This window comes from Nitrosopumilaceae archaeon AB1(1), from assembly GCA_033471095.1.
GTDB lineage: Archaea > Thermoproteota > Nitrososphaeria > Nitrososphaerales > Nitrosopumilaceae > Nitrosoabyssus > Nitrosoabyssus spongiisocia.
This window is the reverse complement of record CP136752.1, coordinates 952169-973833: the sequence shown is the minus strand read 5'-3', so window position 1 is coordinate 973833 and position 21665 is coordinate 952169. Positions and strand designations below refer to the sequence as shown.

The 21665-nt window shown below is 32.8% G+C and carries 23 protein-coding genes and 1 tRNA gene; 12 read left to right on the top strand and 12 right to left on the bottom strand.

What is annotated here, in order from left to right; all coding sequences use genetic code 11:
* Positions 1 to 17: 17 nt before the first annotated feature.
* Positions 18 to 100 (bottom strand) — tRNA-Ser (locus R1F52_05765).
* Positions 101 to 206: 106 nt separating this feature from the next.
* Between R1F52_05765 and R1F52_05760 the strand changes: the two genes are divergently transcribed.
* A complete protein-coding gene (locus R1F52_05760; GenBank protein ID WOV92618.1) occupies positions 207 to 1238 on the top strand; it encodes an isocitrate/isopropylmalate family dehydrogenase in 1032 nt (343 codons plus the stop codon).
* Here the strand turns inward: R1F52_05760 and R1F52_05755 are convergent.
* The 5 genes from R1F52_05755 to radA are packed head-to-tail and all read right to left on the bottom strand — an operon-like array spanning position 1227 to position 4213.
* Positions 1227 to 1778: a methyltransferase domain-containing protein gene (locus R1F52_05755; protein WOV92617.1), complete on the bottom strand. Its 552-nt coding sequence runs from the start codon at positions 1776 to 1778 to the stop codon at positions 1227 to 1229. The two genes, R1F52_05760 and R1F52_05755, sit on opposite strands and share 12 nt — an antisense overlap.
* Positions 1744 to 2439 carry an rRNA adenine N-6-methyltransferase family protein gene (locus R1F52_05750; protein WOV92616.1) on the bottom strand — a complete coding sequence of 232 codons (696 nt, stop codon included), beginning with the start codon at positions 2437 to 2439 and terminating at the stop codon, positions 1744 to 1746. The genes R1F52_05755 and R1F52_05750 overlap by 35 nt, the downstream gene beginning before the upstream one ends.
* A gap of 37 nt (positions 2440 to 2476) precedes the next feature.
* Positions 2477 to 2797: an RNA polymerase Rpb4 gene (locus R1F52_05745; GenBank protein ID WOV92615.1), complete on the bottom strand. Its 321-nt coding sequence runs from the start codon at positions 2795 to 2797 to the stop codon at positions 2477 to 2479.
* A 2-nt stretch (positions 2798 to 2799) separates the two neighbouring features.
* Positions 2800 to 3099, bottom strand: a complete 300-nt coding sequence (locus tag R1F52_05740) for a 50S ribosomal protein L21 (protein WOV92614.1) — start codon at positions 3097 to 3099, stop codon at positions 2800 to 2802.
* A gap of 34 nt (positions 3100 to 3133) precedes the next feature.
* Positions 3134 to 4213, bottom strand: a complete 1080-nt coding sequence (radA, locus tag R1F52_05735; protein WOV92613.1) for a DNA repair and recombination protein RadA — start codon at positions 4211 to 4213, stop codon at positions 3134 to 3136.
* A gap of 639 nt (positions 4214 to 4852) precedes the next feature.
* Here radA and R1F52_05730 point away from each other — a divergent pair.
* The 8 genes from R1F52_05730 (at position 4853) to R1F52_05695 (ending at position 8430) form a co-directional block, all read left to right on the top strand.
* On the top strand, positions 4853 to 5059 hold the full coding sequence (locus R1F52_05730; GenBank protein ID WOV92612.1) for a hypothetical protein: 207 nt from the start codon (positions 4853 to 4855) through the stop codon (positions 5057 to 5059).
* Between the two features lie 162 nt (positions 5060 to 5221).
* Complete coding sequence (locus R1F52_05725) at positions 5222 to 6148, top strand: hypothetical protein (protein WOV92611.1); 927 nt, start codon at positions 5222 to 5224, stop codon at positions 6146 to 6148.
* Between the two features lie 177 nt (positions 6149 to 6325).
* Positions 6326 to 6448 carry a hypothetical protein gene (locus tag R1F52_05720; GenBank protein WOV92610.1) on the top strand — a complete coding sequence of 41 codons (123 nt, stop codon included), beginning with the start codon at positions 6326 to 6328 and terminating at the stop codon, positions 6446 to 6448.
* 150 nt (positions 6449 to 6598) lie between these two features.
* Positions 6599 to 6826, top strand: a complete 228-nt coding sequence (locus R1F52_05715) for a hypothetical protein (protein ID WOV92609.1) — start codon at positions 6599 to 6601, stop codon at positions 6824 to 6826.
* 304 nt (positions 6827 to 7130) lie between these two features.
* A complete protein-coding gene (locus R1F52_05710; GenBank protein ID WOV92608.1) occupies positions 7131 to 7334 on the top strand; it encodes a hypothetical protein in 204 nt (67 codons plus the stop codon).
* 31 nt (positions 7335 to 7365) lie between these two features.
* Positions 7366 to 7722 (top strand): hypothetical protein, encoded by a 357-nt coding sequence (locus R1F52_05705; protein WOV92607.1) that lies wholly within the window; start codon positions 7366 to 7368, stop codon positions 7720 to 7722.
* Positions 7723 to 7741: 19 nt separating this feature from the next.
* Positions 7742 to 8137 (top strand): hypothetical protein, encoded by a 396-nt coding sequence (locus R1F52_05700; protein ID WOV92606.1) that lies wholly within the window; start codon positions 7742 to 7744, stop codon positions 8135 to 8137.
* Between the two features lie 2 nt (positions 8138 to 8139).
* Positions 8140 to 8430, top strand: coding sequence for a hypothetical protein (locus R1F52_05695; GenBank protein WOV92605.1), 291 nt, complete (start codon positions 8140 to 8142; stop codon positions 8428 to 8430).
* On the opposite strand, the gene mtnP is transcribed toward R1F52_05695, so the two are convergent.
* From mtnP to R1F52_05675, 4 genes are read right to left on the bottom strand one after another with little or no spacing between them, the layout of a single operon-like run.
* Entirely contained in the window at positions 8427 to 9227 is an 801-nt protein-coding gene (mtnP, locus tag R1F52_05690; protein ID WOV92604.1) for an S-methyl-5'-thioadenosine phosphorylase, read from the bottom strand. The two genes, R1F52_05695 and mtnP, sit on opposite strands and share 4 nt — an antisense overlap.
* Positions 9227 to 9736, bottom strand: coding sequence for an adenine phosphoribosyltransferase (locus R1F52_05685; protein ID WOV92603.1), 510 nt, complete (start codon positions 9734 to 9736; stop codon positions 9227 to 9229). The genes mtnP and R1F52_05685 overlap by 1 nt, the downstream gene beginning before the upstream one ends.
* A gap of 49 nt (positions 9737 to 9785) precedes the next feature.
* Positions 9786 to 11966 carry a hypothetical protein gene (locus R1F52_05680; GenBank protein ID WOV92602.1) on the bottom strand — a complete coding sequence of 727 codons (2181 nt, stop codon included), beginning with the start codon at positions 11964 to 11966 and terminating at the stop codon, positions 9786 to 9788.
* Between the two features lie 22 nt (positions 11967 to 11988).
* On the bottom strand, positions 11989 to 14085 hold the full coding sequence (locus R1F52_05675; GenBank protein ID WOV92601.1) for an AAA family ATPase: 2097 nt from the start codon (positions 14083 to 14085) through the stop codon (positions 11989 to 11991).
* 226 nt (positions 14086 to 14311) lie between these two features.
* Between R1F52_05675 and R1F52_05670 the strand changes: the two genes are divergently transcribed.
* Entirely contained in the window at positions 14312 to 14677 is a 366-nt protein-coding gene (locus R1F52_05670) for a hypothetical protein (GenBank protein WOV92600.1), read from the top strand.
* An 11-nt stretch (positions 14678 to 14688) separates the two neighbouring features.
* Here the strand turns inward: R1F52_05670 and R1F52_05665 are convergent, their stop codons facing one another.
* The gene (locus R1F52_05665; protein ID WOV92599.1) at positions 14689 to 15501 is read right to left on the bottom strand and encodes a ParB/RepB/Spo0J family partition protein; all 813 of its coding nucleotides are present in this window, start codon (positions 15499 to 15501) and stop codon (positions 14689 to 14691) included.
* Positions 15502 to 15651: 150 nt separating this feature from the next.
* Here R1F52_05665 and proS point away from each other — a divergent pair, with 150 nt between their 5' ends.
* Positions 15652 to 17097, top strand: a complete 1446-nt coding sequence (gene proS, locus R1F52_05660; protein ID WOV92598.1) for a proline--tRNA ligase — start codon at positions 15652 to 15654, stop codon at positions 17095 to 17097.
* Positions 17098 to 17138: 41 nt separating this feature from the next.
* Positions 17139 to 17981 (top strand): ATP-binding cassette domain-containing protein, encoded by an 843-nt coding sequence (locus R1F52_05655; GenBank protein ID WOV92597.1) that lies wholly within the window; start codon positions 17139 to 17141, stop codon positions 17979 to 17981.
* Positions 17982 to 18083: 102 nt separating this feature from the next.
* On the opposite strand, the gene R1F52_05650 is transcribed toward R1F52_05655, so the two are convergent.
* Entirely contained in the window at positions 18084 to 21605 is a 3522-nt protein-coding gene (locus R1F52_05650; protein WOV92596.1) for a chromosome segregation SMC family protein, read from the bottom strand.
* Positions 21606 to 21665 lie beyond the last annotated feature (60 nt).

Genomic DNA, 21665 nt, shown 5'->3' with positions numbered 1-21665 from the left:
TACAATAATCATTAAAGCGCGGGGAGGGGGATTCGAACCCCCGTGTCTAAAAGACATGGAATTAGCAATCCCACGCCCTACCAGGCTAGGCGATCCCCGCACGACTATGCTAATCCAAGTATCTAAATAAATTCACTTGTCAAAATGTGTCATAGAGGATATACATTACACATTGGATTAAATAACTAAATCAGAATGTATACACATTGCCAAAAAAAATTGCGGTTATACGAGGGGACGGAATTGGTCCAGAACTTACAGAGTGGCTAGTCAAAATACTCGGAGAATGTAATTTACAATCAGAAATCATACTCTGTGAAGCAGGATCTGAACAGTGGGAGAAGAATCAGAAAAAAGATGAAACATACATTCCACCTAAAACTATGGATACGCTGAAGAGTGTCGATGCATGTTTCAAGGCCCCTACAACTACACTACCCATCAAAGAAGCCCCAAGAAGTGTGGCAGTAACTTTGCGACAAAAATTTGAACTCTATGCAAATATAAGACCTTGTGAAACATATGAAAAAATATCCAATATAGAGAAATTAGATTTTGTGTGTTTTAGAGAAGCTACAGAGGGACTATACACAGGAATGGAAGTTGAATTGACAGAAGATTCAGCTATCGCCATTAGAAAAATTACAAAAAAAGGCAGTAATAGAATAATTAGATCTGCTGCAAAATGGGCTAAGGAAAATAATATGAAAGAGATGGTAGTCATCACAAAAAGAAACATACTAAAAAAAACAGATGGTATATTTTGGCGAGAAGCTGAAAATGTAACAAAAGAATTCAAACTAAATTTAAGAGGAATCTATATTGATAACATGGCACAACAGATGGTAATTAATCCTAAGCAATTTGATAAAACAGTTCTAGTAAGCACAAATCTATTCATGGATATAATTTCAGAGTTAGCATCAGGATTGATAGGCTCCATAGGATTAATTTATTCAGCGAATATAGGCGATTCATTTGCTATGTTTGAGGCAGCTCATGGCAGTGCTCCACAAATTGTAGGGCAAAATAAAGCAAATCCAACAGCTACAATACTATCCGGTGCATGGATGGCACAGTACGTAGGGGAGAAGGATATAAGAGATGCAATATTTGAAGCCACACGTAAAGTGATTAATGATGGAAAGATCATTACAGAAGATATTGGCGGTAATGCTACAACATCACAAATGTCCACAGCCATAATGGAACAATCAGTAAAAAACTTACGCAGATGAATGTGTCACCTCAAATACAAGAAGAGTTTCATAAAATAATTTTTTTTTACCTATAATTTGTATATTCAAATTCACAGAGTTTACTAAATCAATCAAACTAGAATATTTCGTTAAACTAGATACAAGGAATAAAAAAGAGCCATCAGGCGCAATATTTGGAATTGCAGATTTAATAATTTCAAGAGGCACTTGTATACCATCTTTACCTCCATCTGTAGTTATATCTAAAATTTCATCACTTGGAATATAGGGCATATTACACACAATCAAATCAAATGGAATAAGTAATGCATCAGACGCATTACAACACACAGAATTATTAATTTTATAGGATTGATTAGTCAGTGTCCTAAAAGATAAATCTGTGCCCACAACTACATCAAAAGATTTCTCAAGTATTTTGGCAAGATATCCAGAGCCACAACCAATGTCTAGTGCGTAGTTTCCAGATCTTCCCACAATCATATCGGCCAAGAGAAAAGTATCTTCAGCGGGTTGATAGATGTCAGATGATGCGCTGGGCAATTTCAATAATCTCACCAATTTGAAGATCGTCTAATCGTTTTTTGGACATATCATGTATACCAAAATTGCTTAGAATATTATGAAGAGTTTTACGACGTTGTGAAAACATTTTATTAACATTTTGTAGTAGATCGCCAGTTAAGATATGTCTTTGTTTAATGAATATAATACAAGAATCTACTGTGGGTGGTGGATAAAACGCATTACGTTTTAATCCACAAATCTTTGTAATATCAAATGCATATTGTGATAAAACCCCAATCGCTGTTTTTTTATCAGCACAGAATAACTTTTGTGCAAATTCTTCTTGTACAACTAGAACAGCGTGTTGAAATTTTCTTTGTAACAGCCATTCTATTGTATGCCTACTTTGAGAATACGGAAGACTAGATACTAATACAGAAAAAGACTTATCATAATCTAAAGCATCGCCACAGATTAGTTTTAGATTTGAATAAACAGATTCTAGTTTTTTTATTTCAGAATACAAGTTTGGATTGATTTCTACAGATGTAACTGTTTGAGCGTCATTACATAGAAATGGTATCAATATACCACGCCCAGATCCTATCTCAAATACATCATCTTGCTTTGATAAATTAGCAGCATCCACTATCTTTTTGGCAATTTGCTTAGATACGAGAAAATGCTGACCCAGAGATTTACGGCGATTCAACTACGATCACAAGAATGTATCATAAGTAATTTTATAATTATTTGGTAAGAATCGTTAAGATTTTTTCAAGGGTTTCAGCTAGAATTAATTTCTTCCAACCAAATGTAAAGGAACGTAATTCAGCAAGTGTAGTTGGACGTATGTTAACTAATTCAACAGCTTCTTCATCAGTTAGATCACAGTCTTTTACTAGATCCTCGCACATTTTTTTAGCTTCTTTAGAATCCATATCAACAAATTTTTTTATATAATCATAAGTCCAACGTTGAATTTGATCCATAGATTCCACATCATCTACTTCAAGAATTGCCTTAACTTCAGGATATGATAATGGTTGTTTCTTTTTTATTTCTTTCATAATTATACACCAAATGGTTTTACGTGATCATATCGCGTGATGAGAGTTTTAACTTTATTTCCCAATTTAACATGTAAAATAAGAGATTTTTTACCCACAGTTATAACAGTACCAACTTTACCATGATAACGTCTATGTGGTAATCCTTTATGTTGTCTAGGATCAATTATGACCAATGCACGATCATTTTGAGCATATTCCTGTAATAGAAAAGACACCCCTCGATTATGATTTTTAGTCATTACAGATCTAGATTTATGTCTAAAACCATGTGAACGACCAGAGGTTTTTTTCGTTGCCATAAATTAAAATCATTATAAACCCTATTTTAAGAGTTTATGATTCAGATTTGCTCAAAGTGTCGTCAGAGACATCCATGTTACCAGTAGCACCATCAGGCTCGGAATTAGTAGGTGTTTTTTTACTAGTGATTTTAGTTTTTTTCTTGGTACCATCATCCAGATCCATGACTCCACATTCACCTAGTGCAAACACAACTTCTCCATCAGGATGATGTGGACTATCAACCATTCGAGCAATTCTCTTTTTTCCAGCCTTTTTAAAATAAACACGGTATGTACTTGTATGAGCCATAACATTTCCACCTATAGGTCTGATAGGATCTCCAAAGAACACGTCAGGGGATGACATCACTTGATTTGTTGCTAATGCAGCACAGTTGTAAGTCTCTGCAATTCTAGTTAAAAGATGTACAAAGTGATTAAGTTTTTGTTGACGAACAGAAAGAGTGCCCCTTCCCAAATACTCTGCACGGAATAATCCAACTGCAGAATCAACAACAAGTAATTTTATACCACTTTCAGAAATTAACTTACTAGATTCCTCAAGAATCAATATTTGATGTGAGCTATTGTATGCACGTGCAACAACAATTCGATCTAAAACTTTTTCAGGATCCATACCATGGATCTTGGCTATAGATACAATTCGTTCTGGCCTAAATGTATTTTCAGTATCAATATATAAAACACCACCATCCAATCCACCTTCATCTATTGATTTTTGAACCATTACACACATTGTATGACATAATTGAGTTTTACCACATCCAAATTCACCATAAACTTCAGTCAAAGCCTGAGTCTCAATTCCACCTTCAAAAAGAGAATCCAAACATTCAGTTCCAGTTGTAATTTTTCCTATAGTCTGTCTACGTTTATAGATATCAGCTGCACTAACAAAATCTTTCTCAATCAAACCACCATCTACCAGTTGTTTTCGTGCCTTGTTTACTATTTTTTCAGTNGTATCTTTTTCCATACCAGTAATGTCAGCCAATTCCACAGGACCTCGTACGATTAAATCCATGATATTATGTACACCTGCATCAACAAGTTTACGTGTTGTAACAGGACCCACACCTTCAAGACTATCTAGACGTGTGTCATCGCTCATACCGTATTGTACCGTACTATACCTTATATATGTATGGTTTTAGGGTTCTGTGAAGCTAACGAGGGATAATTATGTATCATCATAGATGATTCTTCAAAACTCGTATGGTTTCACAAGGGTGTTCAGTTAGAGTGGTGGAATTTTGAACCATGAATTTCAAAATCTATGAATTCACATCATTAGCCTATGTTACCTAATTCCTTTTTTAATCAACGCAGATTTTGAAACGTTTTTTATTTTCTGGGCGTTCAAAAAATGATTAATATATCAGATTTGAGCCTTATCCATACAAGTGTCAATTCTACCACACACATTTTTTTTACCATCTTTAAATCTATCTCTACATATCTTACAGTTTTTGAAAATTCTTCCAATTCGTCTAATCTGTTTATGAGATGAGAAGTAATAGATTCGTCAAGTCGTTTGTAAAGTCTTCCTCGGTATCTCTTTCTATATATTGTGAAGATGCGCCTAGTGCATTTTTTTGTTTCAAATGGAGTTTCTTATCTTCAACAATATACTCTGAAATTATATTACAAAATTAAAAGAGATGAAAGAAGAAAAACATGTTGATTATAAATTAATTTTTACTTGATTATAAATTTAGAGAAAATAAAATCAATTAATGAACCTATGAGTTTGTTACTGCAATTACTATTCAGAGAAAATGCTGAGATCTTGGATAAATTGTCAAACATTAATCCATCTACCAATTATTTTTATTGTGGTAATGATAAATTTAATAATTATAAACAGAATATTGGTGTTAGTGGTTCTAGAGCTGGTTTAGAAACGGGTCAACATGTTGGTGATTTTACAATATCTGTATATACTAAATGTAAATAGTATCCTTATAAAACCTGATTATTGCTCATAGTATTTTAATTAATATTTTATGATTAGTTTAAAAAATAATTAAATTTAAAAAAATAAATATTGAGATGGGTTTATTCACTATAAATATTTTGGATTCTGTTTATAACAAAGTAATTTCATATTATGATGTTGTTGAAAAATAAACCAATATTCATTGCAATAATTGCACTAGCTATAATCACTGTAACTGCAGTTATCGCACTAGCTATAATTGCTGTAACTACAGTTATCGCTTTAGAAGAATTCATTTCTGTCTGTGATAGAGTGGAGACAGAAGGTATTCCAGTTACATCTAACAATGAACCCATCACTTCATCATCTTCAATTGATACTATATGGTCAGGTGATTTAACTCTCACACTTTCTAATCTCCCCGCATTAGGGGAAACGACTGAAATTGTCTTAGTTGTTAATAATACTTCAGGATCAACTCTTCCAGCATCATATTTTGCTACTGTTATGTCTTTAAGTGAACACTTTGAAGTTCTAAATCCCCCATCAAATATTCAATTATCTGATAATGGTGGATTTTTTATCACAGAACCAATGCCACATGATCTACAACCAAATGAAACGTTAACCATGTGTTGGACTATAAGAGCTGTAAAAGAGGGCGAAGCTGAAATCCTTAACCGCGATCGAGGTGATTCTTTTACTGTAATTCGATTAGTTATTGGTGCAGAAGAAACACTACTCAAAAAAGATTTTGACAGATTATATCCTCCACAAAGACAAAATTCCCCTCCACAAGGTAGTTATCCTAATCATTTTACACGTGATGAAGATCCAAATAAAGTGGTAGATAACTCTGTAGTTGTGATAATAACAGATGATCAAATTAGAGAAGAAATAGAACGAATTAGTGAAAAAATAGAACAAATGGGATATGATGATGATGATGTGATACATGATGTACTTGTTAGACTCAAAGAACTCCTTGCAAATTCAACATCTACTGAAGATTCAAATCTAGAAAAACAATCTTTCTTGGATTCAATACTACCAAAGGCCTATGCATCTACTCCTCCAACTTTTACTCTAATATGGAAAAATAACTAATATCAATTCACCTTATGATCCTGACAGAGAAACAGGTGTTTATGATTTAATGGTGTGTGCAGTAGATAGAAAACCCCTCTAGTAATGGTAGTTTTACTACTCTTCATTTTGTAAATGGAAATGATGCTTGCACAAGAACTTTCGAGTCTGGACTCTATTATATTGAAAATATTGTAAATGATGATCCAAATGATACTACCGGGGCAGATGTGTATCTTTTGTATAAGACCCCCAACATCTTTATCATTTGAGGACAACTTTGATGATCTAGACAATTGGTCAAAATCCGGTTATGATTGATGGAGTGTTGTCTCTTCCTGGGGTGAGGATTTACCAAAAGGTGAAACTAGCTTTATTGCTGCAAACAACTCTGATATTAAATGCATCCTAACTAGCGAGACCATTGACTTGTCCTCTCTCTCATCTGCAACTCTAGAGGTGTCACAATTTGTGGATAGTTCATTGGATAGAGGTGAATACCTATCCATTGAGGTGTATAATGGAAGTTGGACTGAAATTGCAAAGTGGGGTGCAGATAACAGTCAAGATACAGATGTCTGGGAATCTGAATCTATAAACATCTCAAGATACCTTGATGATAACTTTGAGATAAAAATCAAAACTTTACAAAGTAGTAGTGAAGATACAGAAATGGACTATATTCGAATAACCTCATAGGAGTATTTGTTTTTGTTGAAAAAATATGGGTATAAAGTTTAACATATTAATATTAACATATGTTCCTATATCTAAATTTTACACGATTCCTCGATAACTTCACAGCACCGGTTTTAACGATTTAATCTCAAATGGGACAATATAATCAAATTTTGACAGATATTATTTTGAGATTAGAAATTGAAAAGATAAACAATATGATTATATTAAATTGAATTTTAAATTTATAATTGAAATTATCATCAATATAATTTCAAAAATAATAATACATATTTTTATAACCAAAAATATACAAAAAAAGTACTTGGAAGATTCGTCTAAAAATATACGTGTTACTATAATGAAATCTATACTTATTGCAGGTATAATCGCATCATTATCATTAGGAGTATTTTTTACATCATGGTATATAACAAATGAATTAATAATATCAATCGTAATTGGTATGACAGTTCATTTTATAGCTATGGGATTTGCATGGAAATTAGCAAAAAAAATATTCGGGTAACATTAATTTATTAGGAAAATTTCTAAAATCTATGCACACAGTATTTAGATCAAAAGAGCATTTGGTTACAGAAATAAAATTAAAAGAAATAGATGTAGATTTATTTTTATGTATAATAGAAAAAGGACAATTAGATATTATTGAGATCACTAAAATTTTAAATAAAGATGAGAAACAAATTCGAGAATCAGCAAAACGACTTGTAGATCTTGGTGGAATGATAGATATGCCAAATGATAGAGTCGAGGCATTGCATCCAAGATTCGCGGCAGTGAATATGTATAGAAGATATTGTCAAAGAGAGGGAATAAAATTTACACAAAACAAAAATGTTGATAGTATAGGTGTTGAATTAGAAAAACCATACGAACGTGTAAGGACTAAATAACAATGAATTTTGATCAATAATGATGGAATCTACAGATTGTGAGCATAAAGTTGCATACTTTGGTGTGACAAACATAAACATAGAGGAAAAAACCATCGGATCAGTAGACATTTGGAGATGTGCTTTATGCAAAAAGATTTTTTGTGAAGAGAAACAACTTGGAATTGAGGCAATAGCCGAAGTAGTCGGAATGCCGCTAATAAAATCAGATGAAAAATGGGGTGTATCTATATGCAAATTACAAAAAGGAAAGGACAGATGGAAATTAGTCAAATTGTCATCGGATGGATTAGTTAAACACGAATGCATAGAGGAACGCATTATGGAATTAAATGTAAAAAATTATTCCATAGATGATCCAAATCATCAAAGTTTCTTGATACAAAATCATGTAAATAATGCAGTCGAGATTTAGATATGACACCAAAAATAAATATCCACATAAATAATATAGACGGAACACAGATGGCAGCAAAAATAAATGGGGTTTTTGAATTGGATTCATATTTTTTCCATTTTAACGCAATTGCATTTGGACGTATTGGTGGACAAAATATTGGTGCAAAATTAGAAGATCATATAAAGCAGAAAATTAAGAATTTGGGATATGATCCAGAAGAGATAATCAACGAAATACAGCAAAGTTTAGTTCAGGGGAATTTAGAGTTACCACAGGGATTGAAAAAAGAAACGTTTGCAGACGATTAGGAACCTGAAACGGCATCGTCTAGTGAATGTTCACACTGACATGTTCTTTCAATAGGGGTTTTTTCAATCAAATCACCCAAGATAGATTTTATGGTAGAAATATTCTTTTTAAATGTGGCCAATACTTCTTGGTTAGAAACTGGGGTATCTGCCCATACATCATAATCAGTAGCCATACTAACAGAAACATAACAGATTCCAGCTTCACGAGCTAGTTGACATTCTGGCACTAGAGTCATACCTATAATATCAGAACCTGTGCTTTGAAAGAATTTAGATTCAGATCTAGTAGAAAATCTAGGACCCTCAATGCACACATATGTCACATCTTTGTGTACAGGTACATTTTTCTCTTTTATCAAATCATATGCAATAGTTTGCATGTGAGGACAGAAAGGATTTGCCGTAGATACATGGTATACGTTTCCAATTTTTGAAAATGTGCCTATACGAGTTTTTGTAAAATCTATAAACTGTGATGGAATTGCAAAATTACCAGGGGCAATATCCTGACGAAGACTCCCAGTTGCAGTTACAGCAATTATTCTTGTAACACCTATTTGTTTGAATGCAGAAATATTAGCACGGTAATTTATCAAGTGGGGTAGAATTGTATGTTTTTTTCCATGACGAGGTAAAAAGGCAACTTTACGACCCCGATATTCCCCAATAGTAAGAGAGTTAGAGGGAGAACCATATGGAGTATCTATTTCAATTTGCTTGACATTTGTTAATAATTCAGGATCATATAGACCACTACCACCAATTATGCCAATTTCAACATTTTCAGTACTCATCAATATTTCACCAATGATTCCATTTTATAATTATTTAGTAATTCAGAACCTTTTAGCCCTTCTAATTCAACTACAAATACAATACCGGCCACAATACCATTTACTTTTTCAATTAATTGACATGCAGCCTTTGCAGTTCCACCAGTTGCTAACAAATCATCACAGAGCAAAATACGTTTACCTGAAACGATAGAATTTTGTATCTCCAAAGTGTCAGTACTATATTCAGTAGTATATGAGATACTAGATTTATCACCAGGTAATTTCCCTGGTTTTCGAATCATAATCATACCCTTACCATACTTTGCAGATAACAATGATGCAATAATAAATCCTCTAGACTCTATCCCTGCTAGTAAATCAAAACTATCTTTACTAAATAACTTAGATATCTCATCTGCAATATTTGATAAAGATTGAGGATTTGCAAGTAGTGGATTAATGTCTCTAAATATTATTCCTTTTTTAGGGAAATCAGGGTAATCAGCAATTTTCTCTTTTAGGTTCATAAAAATCATGCACGAATAATGTTATAAATAGTTTAATAGGTTTAAAATATTAATTTACAGTAAAAGTAGTAGATGCAGTTCTATCACCAATATTAGTAGTTATTACATATTTACCTGCAAGGAGTTCGCTAGGAATTTCCCAAACACTACTAAAGGTACCATCACTTAAAGATCTTATTCCAGTTATCGATTCAATTTCTTTACCTGTACTATCATAAATAACAATTGGTACAGGTACACGAGATTTACCGTCACTAGCACCAGAACCAGTAATCTGTATTATGGGAGGACCCATAGAGAGATCGTGTGTTGCCGTAATAATTATTTGATTAGATGATATATCTGTAATTTTAATAGGCGTTTTGATAAAATTAGCACCTACAGAAGCGATCACATACCAGTCATCACTAATGTTAGCAGATCGAGGTAATCTAAAATCTCTGTTAGATATCTGTCCATCCTTATTGGAATAGGTCAAAGTGTCATCTACAGATTTAGACTCAGGACCATAAAGTTCCAAATCAATCAAAGTATTCTTTGTAGCTGTTCCTATTAGATTAATGAGCTGTCCTGGAGAAATAATAGAAGGTGTATGTATAGAAGTTATTTCACCAAATGTTGTAAAATCTACTGTAAAGAAAGTGGTAAATTCAACATTACCACGATCTACAAGTACAGTATAGACATTTGGAGAATAAGTAGATAAATCTACAACATATGTAAAAATACCAGTACTATCTAGAATAATTTTTTTAGATTCTTTTTTATTATCAGAAGGATTTAAGATCAATAGATTTACATTGGCCGATGGAGGACCAGTAATGGTAATTTCAGCATCTTCTATAGAAGAGTAGTGCAATTCATCCAATGATATAAAAATTAATTGATTTGGTTTAACACCAATGCCAACCGATACGATAGTTTCAAAATCTTCAAGAGACGCATGAAGTACGTATGTATCCTTTTTGTAATGAGGTAGTACAGGAATTTTCAAATTTATCACTCCATCACTGCCTATGGGTAATTCAGTATAGAATAATTCTGTGTTTTTGTAAACCAAAGATACATCCAATAGACTATTTGGTGGCGCAAAACCAGTAAATTCTAAAGTTTCACCATGTTCATACTGTAATTGTACAGGATGAATATCTATTCCAGGAAATCTTGTAAGTTCAATGGTGGCAGATTTGATTTCGGAGCCCAAAGTAGCATCAATAGTATACGTACCCAATACCGCATCAGATTTTACAGTTGAACTAAACTCCCAAAATCCCTCTTGATTGATGGTTACAAATGTCGTCCCTAGCAATGTCCCATTAGGATCCATGAAAGAGATAGAAGTAGTATCACCATGTGATCCTGTACCAGTAATTGTGAATTTATCATTAACATGTAGAAATTCAGGATACGTAGTTATTTCAAATGGTAATTCAACAGGTTCATCAACAGTATTTAATTCAGACACACGAATACTCATATCTTTACTATTGCCAAAATCATCACGGATTATGATATCAACACGCTTAACCTCTTGCTCAGAAGATAATTGCATAGTACCCACAAAATTTCCGGCGTTATCAGACACCACATTGCCCATAGATACATCATCAAGATAAAAACCTAAATTCTGATTGGGTGTAAATTGTGTTCCAATTATTCTTACATTCGAGCCCGGACGAATACTAGTAGGAACTAGACGAAATTCAGAATTATCAGAAATACCAGTTGTGATTATAGAGGGAATAGTAGTATTAGTTGGTGTTTGTATAATAGGATCAGATGTAGAAATATTAGATGCGATAGGTTTCCCAGATAAATCAATATTACCAGAAGCAATAACATCATCATTCGAGGCAACAAATCTCCAATTGAGCGCATTATTTGAAGTGTTGGTAATTAATCCAAATTTTACATGACGATTCATGTCTAGACCATCATTTTGTGAGGTAAATGAAATTATTCCATCAGAGTTTTTCCTGCCACTCCATCCTTGTTCAGTTTTTATGGATTTGAAACTAGATGTATCATCAAGCCAAACGTGAATAGTTGATATCTTAGTATCAATATTATTCTGAAATGTTAATAGTATGGTATTTTCAAATGTATGATAATCAACAGTTACAGGTGTTTGTCCAAAGGACTCGCCAGCAGATATAACAAAAATTGAAAATATTACTAAAGAAAAAATTGCAAAGTGTACATGCGTGTACATATATTGATTACCATACATCTTGCTTAAATACCAAACTTGATTATTTAGGTATTCCTGAAGTTGATATAAAAGATTTTTGCGTAGATTGAGAAGTCATATTTTTATACTGTATAATACGTTCTGTGATAAGACGATATAAAGTACGAATAGCATCTTTTGTTTTATCAGTGATAAAGATTGCATCATTGAGAGCAATTTTTTCACAAATATATCTAGTAATTTCTTCCTTGTTAAATTTTTCCCAACCATCTGAATCATGTGTGTTCCAAACATGATCTAGTTTGGAAATAATACTAGAACCGGGGTGTTTGAGAATATCATCAACAGCAAGATAGCGATATCCTTCTTTACGTAATTTAATTTCATATGTTTGATTAACAGCATACAAGTAATCATCAGTTTCTATATAATCTTCTAAAGATTCAACAGGTTTACCATTTTTTTCAAAAAAGATTATTTGTGGCTGTGTAAAATTATTTGCCAAAAGATGAGAAGCGATATGTTTAGATTCAGCAGTATTATCCAACATTACAAATGTATTATATCCATTCTTAGCATAAAATATTGCAAGTGGTAAAACAGAATCTTTAGTATGAGCAGCTATAATATTAAGTGGGTTTACAGAAATATTTGGATCTTCAAGAAACTTGTCAAATGCGTTGAGATACATATAATCAGAAATTGTCTCTACAATCAATACTGGTCTAGAGTTAGTTCCAATTTCACGATCCATGATGGTTTCTACTTGACCACGAGATAGACCATACAGTATTGGAATTAGCGTAAAGGGTTCAGCATTCCAATAATCATAAAAGATTTTACTGAGATGCTTTCGCTTATCAAGTTCTACGACCAGTAGATTACCAGGAGTATAATCGAATATCATAAATGGTGAATGTGTTGCGTATAACACTTGATTAGAACCGGCTAGGTTTTTCAGTAAATCAGAGATACCTCGTTGTTGTATAGGATGAAGATTTCTTGCAGGTTCATCAAGTAAAAGAATAGCTTCTTTTAATTCTGCTCGTTGAGTCTCAGCTGCAAAATTCACAATAAACGAAAATGTCCATTTAAAGCCCTCAGCACGTCGATTCAAAAGACCCGTATTAGTCACTGAACCATCTTTGTGAACATCAGATATTACTAGACTAATTATATTACCAGGGTTATATCGAAGTTCAACTAAAAGAGGATCGCCTTTCCAAGCAGGGTTTAGTTTTGCAGTAAGTTTCTTACTTGCAATATTGAAAAATTTTATAATTTTAGATGGACTATCACGATACTCATTCATTTTATCAATATCCAATTCAGCAAGATAAAATAAATTTCGTACTGTTTCAGCTTTATCAAATTCCTCAGAAAAATCTACGTTGTTTTTTTTCGAGTTATTAGCAGTTCTAGAATATTCATTTAGATTTACATTACCATAAATTTTTTTATAATCTGAAAAATAAACAAATCTAGGGTGAATCATAGTTTCGACGAAATTTTCCAAAACGTCACGCTCAGTTTTCCCTCTAAGTAAGTTAGAAAAGGAATTTTCTGTATCTTTGTATACAGTATCCCATTCACGTATAACAATAGGTTCATCAACAGCTAGACGCTGTATTGTATTATTGAATTCAGTCATAAGATTCATAAATTCTTGTTCACTTTTTGGAAATTTAAAAAAATCACAATCTAACGAAACACTAATGTGATTTGGAGTTATATCAATAAAATTTTGTATTTTTTGCATAAAGTTTTCCCAAGAGTTTAATTGATCATTTTCATCATCACTAACCTTAACATCCCCAAAATCATACAAAGGTTTAGGATCTTTATTTGTACGTATTATACGAATTTGTTTAATCTCATCTAATTGGGGAAAGCTTTCTTTGATTAATCTAATTTCATTAGGATTTAATTCAAATGTACCAGATGCCAACTCTACTGTAGATTTTAAAGACTCGGACAATTCATCACATAAATCAAGATCGGATACAATTGTTTCCCTATTAAGTAATGTTAGAGCTTGAAGTATTGTAGTCTTGCCACTCTCATTTCTGCCAACAAATGCTGCAAGATCTCCGACATTGATTTCACCAGAATCATGAATACACCTATATGCTTTAACTCGAAATTTTCTTAATCTCATTTAAATATTGTAAACTTATTCATGATTTAACTTATTCTATAAATAATTAGAAATACATTAGATTATCGCAGTATTAATCAGCATAATGGTTCGTGATTGACATGAAATACTGATATATTGGGAAAACAGAAAACATGTATAATTGGTTAGAAGAGCTTTAATCATAGTATATATCCTTCCAGTGATTTTATCGACAATATTTGCATTTATAGTGATTGATGGAGCAATGCAGAATCTAGATAGTATGGATTCAGACATTACAAAATTCAGATTTGCAAATAGTGCAGATATCAAATTAGTTGACTTTGAGTATACTCATAAAACAAATGCCCCCATAGAGATTAAAATAAAAGTGGTAGAAAAATTCAATTGTGGTGATTTATACGTCACAATTTATGACAGCAATACTAGAAAAATCATATCAGAAAATGGATTCTTTAACCAATGTCTCACAGAAGATAAAATCTTACCGATAGATAGAAAATTAATAGAGAGAATAAATAATCCAGGAGCATATAAGATTAAAATTTTAATGTATGATAGCGAACAGAAAAATTCAGATTTCATTACACAAAAGTTTATTGTAAAATAGTTTTTCTAAAATTACTTGTGATGTTCACGTAACCATTGTGAAACAATTTTAGATACTAGTTTTTCAGGAGTAATTCTATGTTGTTCACATTTACGTTTTAAAGATTTTGCGTTACGTGTTGCAAATACAATAGAGAATTTTTTACGTATCATGGATTCTTTAGCTTCTTTCAATGCTTTCTTGTGTGAAGATTTAGGACGATGAGCTAAAACTTTAAGATATGCTTTTCTTGTAGGACGATCAATTTTTTTCATTCGATTAAATATTTTTAATGCCTTTGTGGTACTAGGATAAATCTTAAACAATGTCACAGCTTCATCTCTAGAGAGTTCACGTGGAACTAGTGCCTTTATTGCATCTGGTACACCTGCAAATCCATGGTATTTTCTAAATGTGCTAGTAGACATGCCTAGCATTTTAGCTGCCTTGCTTTTGCCCATTTGTTCAGCAAGGAATACACATGCTGCAGCAGTCTCTTTTGCATCCATATCAGCCCTGTGTATATTTTCTACAACAGAGGCAGCTTTTGCAGTATCTAAATCATAAGCGGTTTTTTTAGTCAATACAAGAGCTGGTGTTACTTTCACTCCTAGACGCTTCATGGCACTAAGACGTCGCTGTCCAGACATCAAGAGATATGTATCACCTTCTTTTTGCACCATGGGGGGATTTTGCAATCCATCATTTTTAATTGATTTAGCAAGCTCAGATATACCATCACGATTTAATGTTCTAGCTTGTGCAGTTTTCCAAATTTTAATCTTTTTTATAGGTATTTCGCGTAAGCGATAAGTAATAATTGGTTTATATCGTTTTCGTGCCATATTTAATCGTGAAATTTACTCATTGTTAAGCATATCTATGTATTAGAAATACTAATTATGTTAAATTAAAGAAAGTCAATTGTAAACAAGTAAAATCGTTTTTAGCAAATCAAGTAAAGCTAATTAATGAACGTGACACCACGAGATTAAATGGGATCTTCAAAAAAAGAAATCGGTATAACAGTATCAAAAAAAACAGAGTTTAGTGAGTGGTATACACAAGTAGTAATAAAAGCAGAGTTGGCAGATTATGCGCCTGTCAAGGGTTTAATCGTATTAAGACCAGATGGGTACTCTATGTGGGAGGCAATTAGAGATTCTCTAGATAAAAAACTATCCAAACGGGGAATTCGCAATGGGTTTTTACCAATTTTGATTCCAGAGACACTACTAAGTAAAGAGAAAAAACATTTTGCGGGGTTTAATCCTGAAGTATATTGGGTCACACATTCGGGCAATAATGAAATTGGGGATAGACTCGCACTACGACCCACATCAGAGACGTTGGCATACTCGTTATACTCCAAATGGATAAAAAGTTGGAGAGACTTGCCACTAAAAATTAATTTTTGGAATACAGCACTACGTGCAGAAATAAAAGCAACAAAACCTTTTTTGAGAACTTCAGAATTTTTATGGCAAGAAGGACACACGGCTCATGCAACAAAAGAAGAAGCAGAGGAGGAGGTAAAAAAAATTATGGAAATATATAAAGAATTAGCAGAGATGGAATTATCTATTCCAGTAGTTATTGGGAAAAAAAGTGAAAGTGAGAAATTTGTTGGTGCAAATTATACAATTACAATGGAATCAATTATGCCAGATGGTAAAGCATTACAAATGGGTACATCACATATGTTGGGCCAAAATTTTTCAAAGCCATTTGAAATAAAATTTTCTAACGAAAAAAACATTGAAAATTTTGTATGGCAGACATCATGGGGTGTGTCATGGAGATTAATCGGAGCTATGATTATGATTCATGGGGATGACAAAGGTATGGTTCTCCCACCTCGTGTGGCACCAATACAAGTTGTAATAATTCCAATCTACTATTCTAAAGATGAGCAAGACGCAGTTATGCTCAAGGTAAAAGAGATTAAAGAGACGCTAGGCAGGACAGGGGTACGCCTACATGTGGATGAAAGAGACGGACTCACACCAGGATTCAAATTTAATGACTGGGAGATGAAGGGAATACCAATCAGAGTAGAGATTGGTCCAAAAGACATCAGTGAAGGTAAATGTGTCATAGTAATTCGTCATGATCAAACAAAGTCCAAGATGGATTTTGAAAAAATAGAAAATATCACCGATATCTTAGATGATGTACAAAAACATATGTTAAAAACAGCTCGTATGAATTTAGAGCAACAGACAAAAAATATTGGTCAAGACTATGACAAGTTGATGACAGAATTGAACGAGGGTGGTTTTATAGAAGCATTTTGGTGTGGTAAAGAAGAGTGTGAACAAAAAATAAAAAAAGATACTGGTGCAGACATACGTGCAATAATAAATGATACAATAAATGAAAAATGTGTATGTTGTAAAAAAGACGCAAAAATGAAAACCTTGTTTGCAAAAGGTTATTAATATATTAAATACTGTGAGAAATATTTATTATGGAAAATATCTTGGAGATAAAACATTTTGTAAAACATTATACCAAGAAAAATATATTTGGATTTGTAAAATCTATCATCAAAGCAGTTGATAATGTATCCTTTGAAATAGAAAAAGGTCAAGTATTTGTTCTTGCAGGTGAATCGGGGTCTGGAAAATCCACAATTGCAAAACTAATTTTAGATGTTAGTTTAGTAGATTCAGGTGAAATGATATTTCAAGGCAAACAGGTAAGAAAGAAAAATTCAGTTGATCTAAAACAAATCCAACTAGCTTGTCAAACAGTTCAACAAAATCCATTTGATTCGATCAACCCTACTATGAAAATATCAGATATAATAGCAGAGCCGCTTGATATTCATAATGTAGACCATGCACAGAGAAAAACAAGAATAAGAGAAGTTTTAGAAGAAGTGGGACTAACCCCTGCAGAGAAATTTACATCATTACACCCACGTACATTATCAGGTGGTCAAAGACAGAGAGTAGTACTTGCACGAGCTTTGGCGCCTAGACCTAAAATCATCATAGCAGATGAACCAGTATCCATGCTAGATGTATCGATGCGCGCTGAGATTCTCAAGATAATGGATGACTTGAGGCGCAAATATGGAATATCGTTCTTATACATTACGCATGTTCTTGCTACAGCACGACATTTTGGACACAAAATCGCAATAATGTATAAAGGAAAAATTGTGGAGAGTGGTAATATTTCTGAAGTGCTAGTAAGACCAAGACACCCATATACACAAGCATTAATTGATGTAATTTCAGAACCGAATCCAGATAATCTAAATCGAGAGATAAATATTGTAACAGAGTATCACGACACAGTAGGGAAAGGATGTTAATTCAGACCCAGATGTCCAATTACAACAGAAAAATGTAAAATGGTATCAATATTAGAACCAACAAAAAGCAGCACTAGTGTATACGTGTTTTATAAATAATTATTATGCGTCCAAATAAGATAGGCGTTTATCTTTGTAGGATACAATATTAGATACACCATTTTTTGGAAACACACCATAAATTAATGACGCCATTTGAATTACAGTGTCTTTCAAGGAGACCATAATGAATTGGCTCTGTGCTGATCGCTCCTTTAATATCTTGGCAAGTCGATCAGAGTTTGGAGCATCAAGATGTGCGTCTATTTCATCAAAGAGATAAAATGGTGAGGGTTTGAGTTTTTGTAAAGCTAAAACAAATACTACAGCTGCAAGAGTTTTTTCACCACCGCTAATAGATGTAGATTCACGTTTAGATTTATCTGGGAATTGAATCATATACGAAATACCAGAGGTGAATATATTATCCTCATCTTGTAGTTCTAACCATGCATTTCCACCTGTCATTTTAGTAAATATTGTGCGTATTTCTTTATCCACTGTATCAAAGGCATCAAGAAATGTTTGTCTCTTGTCTCTCTCTACATCTTCAATGAATTTAACAATAGTATTTCGTTCCTTCTCAAGTGAGTTTTTTCTCTCAGACATGGATCGATACCCAACACTAATTTCCAAATATGTCTCTGGTGCTTTTGCATTAATATTGGTTAGACGATTTAGCTCAGTTTGTAATTGATTTTGAATTGGTACTACATCAAATTCAACATAATCTGATGCAATTCCAATCACATCTAATCTTTTTTGTAACCCAGATTCATCTATTTTTAGATCATCCACATCACGCTCTAAAGATAAGATTTGTTTTTCTAACGCATTAATCGTACGCGAATGAACGGATTCATCATGAATCATATCATTCAGTACAGAGTCAAAGTCACGTATCTGCTCTACAGAAGAACCAGAGGTGGAAATTAAATTTTGTTCCTTTCCTCTCAAGTCAGTCATTTTTTTATTGAGAATATCATATCGTGAACCATATTTTTTTAATCTTGGTTGTAGACGAGCAAGCTCGACAGATTGTGTTTTAAATTGGTGTCGAGACATTTCTAATTTAGATTTTTCAGTTTGTAGTGTTAACTCGGTAGAAATTATTTTAACAGATAATTCTTTGTAGAGTGCATCTAGTTGAAATTGTTGATCATGTAAAGATGATTTTATTTTATTCAATTCCGGAAGATTTTGTTTCATTTTATTCGGATCAATTGCCGAATATTCATTTTGTAGGCTGAACGTGCTATCTAACAACTGTTTAATTTTTGTTTCAAAGGCATTATTTTGTATGCTCATTTTTTCCTTTTCGTCATGTAAAACATGAATACGTGTTTCTATCCGACTTTGTACATCAGTAATAGATTTAATTTTTACAAGAACAATTTCAAGATTCAATTTACTGTTTGCAAGTTTTATAGAAAAATCAGCCAAGCTTGTAGCTGAATTCCTTTTCAAGTAATTGATTTTTTTCAAATCTTCAGATTTTGTATCTTTCATTTTTTTCAAAAGAGATATGGCTTTCGTCAGACCATCTACAGATGTCCCCATGGATATGGTCTTTGTAAGATTAGAGATTTTTGAATTGGTGTCTAAAATCATAACTTTAGAGTTGGCAGTAAAGTATTCACCTCGAGGTGTTACAGTATTAAAACCACGTATCGATAGTGCCGAAGCTGTTTTACTAGATTTAACTAGCAGTACACTTCCAAATAAAAAGGATTTCAGAGGCGCAAACTTTGTATCACATTGTACAAAATCAGATAATCGTCCAATTACATCAGGATGATTAGGTACATTAAATTGCAAATTTTGAATAGTATCGAGTGGGATTATTTTAAGACGAGGTAAATTTTGTTTATGGACAACTTCTGAAATTCCAAGTAGAGTGACCATATCTTTAACTATTACAGCTTTAAGCCAATCAGAACATACTGCCATGACTGCACGTTCAGATTTTTTGTTCCAACGAAGTACTTCATATACTAATCCTTCAATACCAAGTTTTTCAGAATGAGAATATAGTTTAGATATAGTATAATCCTCGTGCATGATTTTTTTTATTGTTTTTATTTTTGAGCCATATTGATGCAGGGCTGCTAGTGATTTTTCTAAAATAATTGCTATGCTGCCTGTTTCTTTTTCAAGACGCATATGTTTTGTGTCCAATATAGATAATTGTGACCGAAGATCATCAATAGATAAATTTAATTTTTGTAACGATACCTCTAGTTTTGTTTTTATTTGAACAAGTTTGGACAGACTCGTAGTATTTGATGAAGATTTAGTAGTATTGGAAGTTATTTTATTTGTAATGGTATCATCTTGTATTTCAATTTGCATCAGATCCAGTTTTATTTGATTGATTTCAGTGTTGAATACTCTAATTCTCTTATCAATTTCACGCCTTTGTATGAATAAGTTGGTCTGAGTCTCAAGAATCTCATTTATCTGCAAATCAATTTGTTGTATTTTACTAATTATCAAAGTTCTTTGTTCTTCAATTTTGTCACTAGATTTTGTTTGAGATTTTACATCGACAGAGAGTTCAGATATATATTTTTCAGATATATCGATATTTGACTGTATTTTAGGAAGTTGGTTTTGAATTTGAGTAATTTCTCTCTCAGTCGTGCCAACTTGACTCTTGGTCTCTTCATATTCACTCAAAGTTCTGCTGAGTCTAGTATCAATATCAGATTTGGAAGTATTGTATTTATCCACACCATCCATGAATGTATTTTTCTTTTTCCTAAGACCTTCAGAATTAGTATGAAGTTGATCGCGCTGTTTGGTAATATCAACAATTTCAGATTTTAAATCTTTAAGTTGAAAAGATTTAGATTCAATATCATTTTTAACATATTTTAATCGACTAGTTGCAGACATTGCCTCAAAACGTACAATTTCTTTTTGTAGTAAATCTGATCGAAGTTTAATGTTTCTCTCTTCTTCCAAAGAATCAATTCGTTTTTTAATTTCATCCATTCTAGCAAAAGATATCTCTAAACGACGATCTGCTTCAGACAGTTGTTTCATTGCTTCATCTTTCTTTTCATCAAAGTATGCAAGACCAATAAGATTTTCAATAGATTCTCGTTTCTCATCTGGAGAAAATTCAGATATTCTAGTAATTGTTCCTTGTTGAACCACATTCAGTTGATTCAAACCTGCATTTGCCAAATCTAAAATATTCAGTATACGACTACGCTGTGTCTTTTTTTTATTCAAATAATACAAATTATCACCCTTTTCGTCCATCTCCCTAGTAATTTCAACAGTATCCGAATCTACAGCGATCTTACGATCAGTATTATCAAAATGAACACTAGCGCGAGCCATTCGTGTTCCTCGTCTACGACCCTCTACATCATGAATTAGGTCAACGAGTTTGCCAGCACGCATCTGTCTTGGTCTATTTTCCCCAAGGGCAAAGATAATGGCATCTAAAATATTACTCTTACCTGAACCATTAGGTCCAGAGATAGATACAAGACCAGGACGTAGATGTACATCAACATTACGAAAGCCAAATGATTTGAATCCAAAGATCTCAACTTTCTTTATATGAACCATGATTACAATTAGTTATTCATACTAAAAAATAGTTTGTGTTAAAAAAAATACACAAAATAG

Bases quoted from the DNA above. Each gene is read 5' to 3' on its own strand.
- R1F52_05700 (WOV92606.1), top strand. From the start codon at position 7,742: ATGATGGAATCTACAGATTGTGAGCATAAAGTTGCATACTTTGGTGTG.
- R1F52_05670 (WOV92600.1), top strand. From the start codon at position 14,312: ATGCAGAATCTAGATAGTATGGATTCAGACATTACAAAATTCAGATTT.
- R1F52_05675 (WOV92601.1), bottom strand. From the start codon at position 14,085: ATGAGATTAAGAAAATTTCGAGTTAAAGCATATAGGTGTATTCATGAT.
- R1F52_05685 (WOV92603.1), bottom strand. From the start codon at position 9,736: ATGAACCTAAAAGAGAAAATTGCTGATTACCCTGATTTCCCTAAAAAA.
- proS (WOV92598.1), top strand. From the start codon at position 15,652: ATGGGATCTTCAAAAAAAGAAATCGGTATAACAGTATCAAAAAAAACA.
- R1F52_05695 (WOV92605.1), top strand. From the start codon at position 8,140: ATGACACCAAAAATAAATATCCACATAAATAATATAGACGGAACACAG.
- R1F52_05740 (WOV92614.1), bottom strand. From the start codon at position 3,099: ATGGCAACGAAAAAAACCTCTGGTCGTTCACATGGTTTTAGACATAAA.
- R1F52_05720 (WOV92610.1), top strand. From the start codon at position 6,326: ATGATGATCCAAATGATACTACCGGGGCAGATGTGTATCTTTTGTATA.
- R1F52_05665 (WOV92599.1), bottom strand. From the start codon at position 15,501: ATGGCACGAAAACGATATAAACCAATTATTACTTATCGCTTACGCGAA.
- R1F52_05680 (WOV92602.1), bottom strand. From the start codon at position 11,966: ATGTATGGTAATCAATATATGTACACGCATGTACACTTTGCAATTTTT.
- mtnP (WOV92604.1), bottom strand. From the start codon at position 9,227: ATGAGTACTGAAAATGTTGAAATTGGCATAATTGGTGGTAGTGGTCTA.
- R1F52_05745 (WOV92615.1), bottom strand. From the start codon at position 2,797: ATGAAAGAAATAAAAAAGAAACAACCATTATCATATCCTGAAGTTAAG.
- R1F52_05650 (WOV92596.1), bottom strand. From the start codon at position 21,605: ATGGTTCATATAAAGAAAGTTGAGATCTTTGGATTCAAATCATTTGGC.
- R1F52_05705 (WOV92607.1), top strand. From the start codon at position 7,366: ATGCACACAGTATTTAGATCAAAAGAGCATTTGGTTACAGAAATAAAA.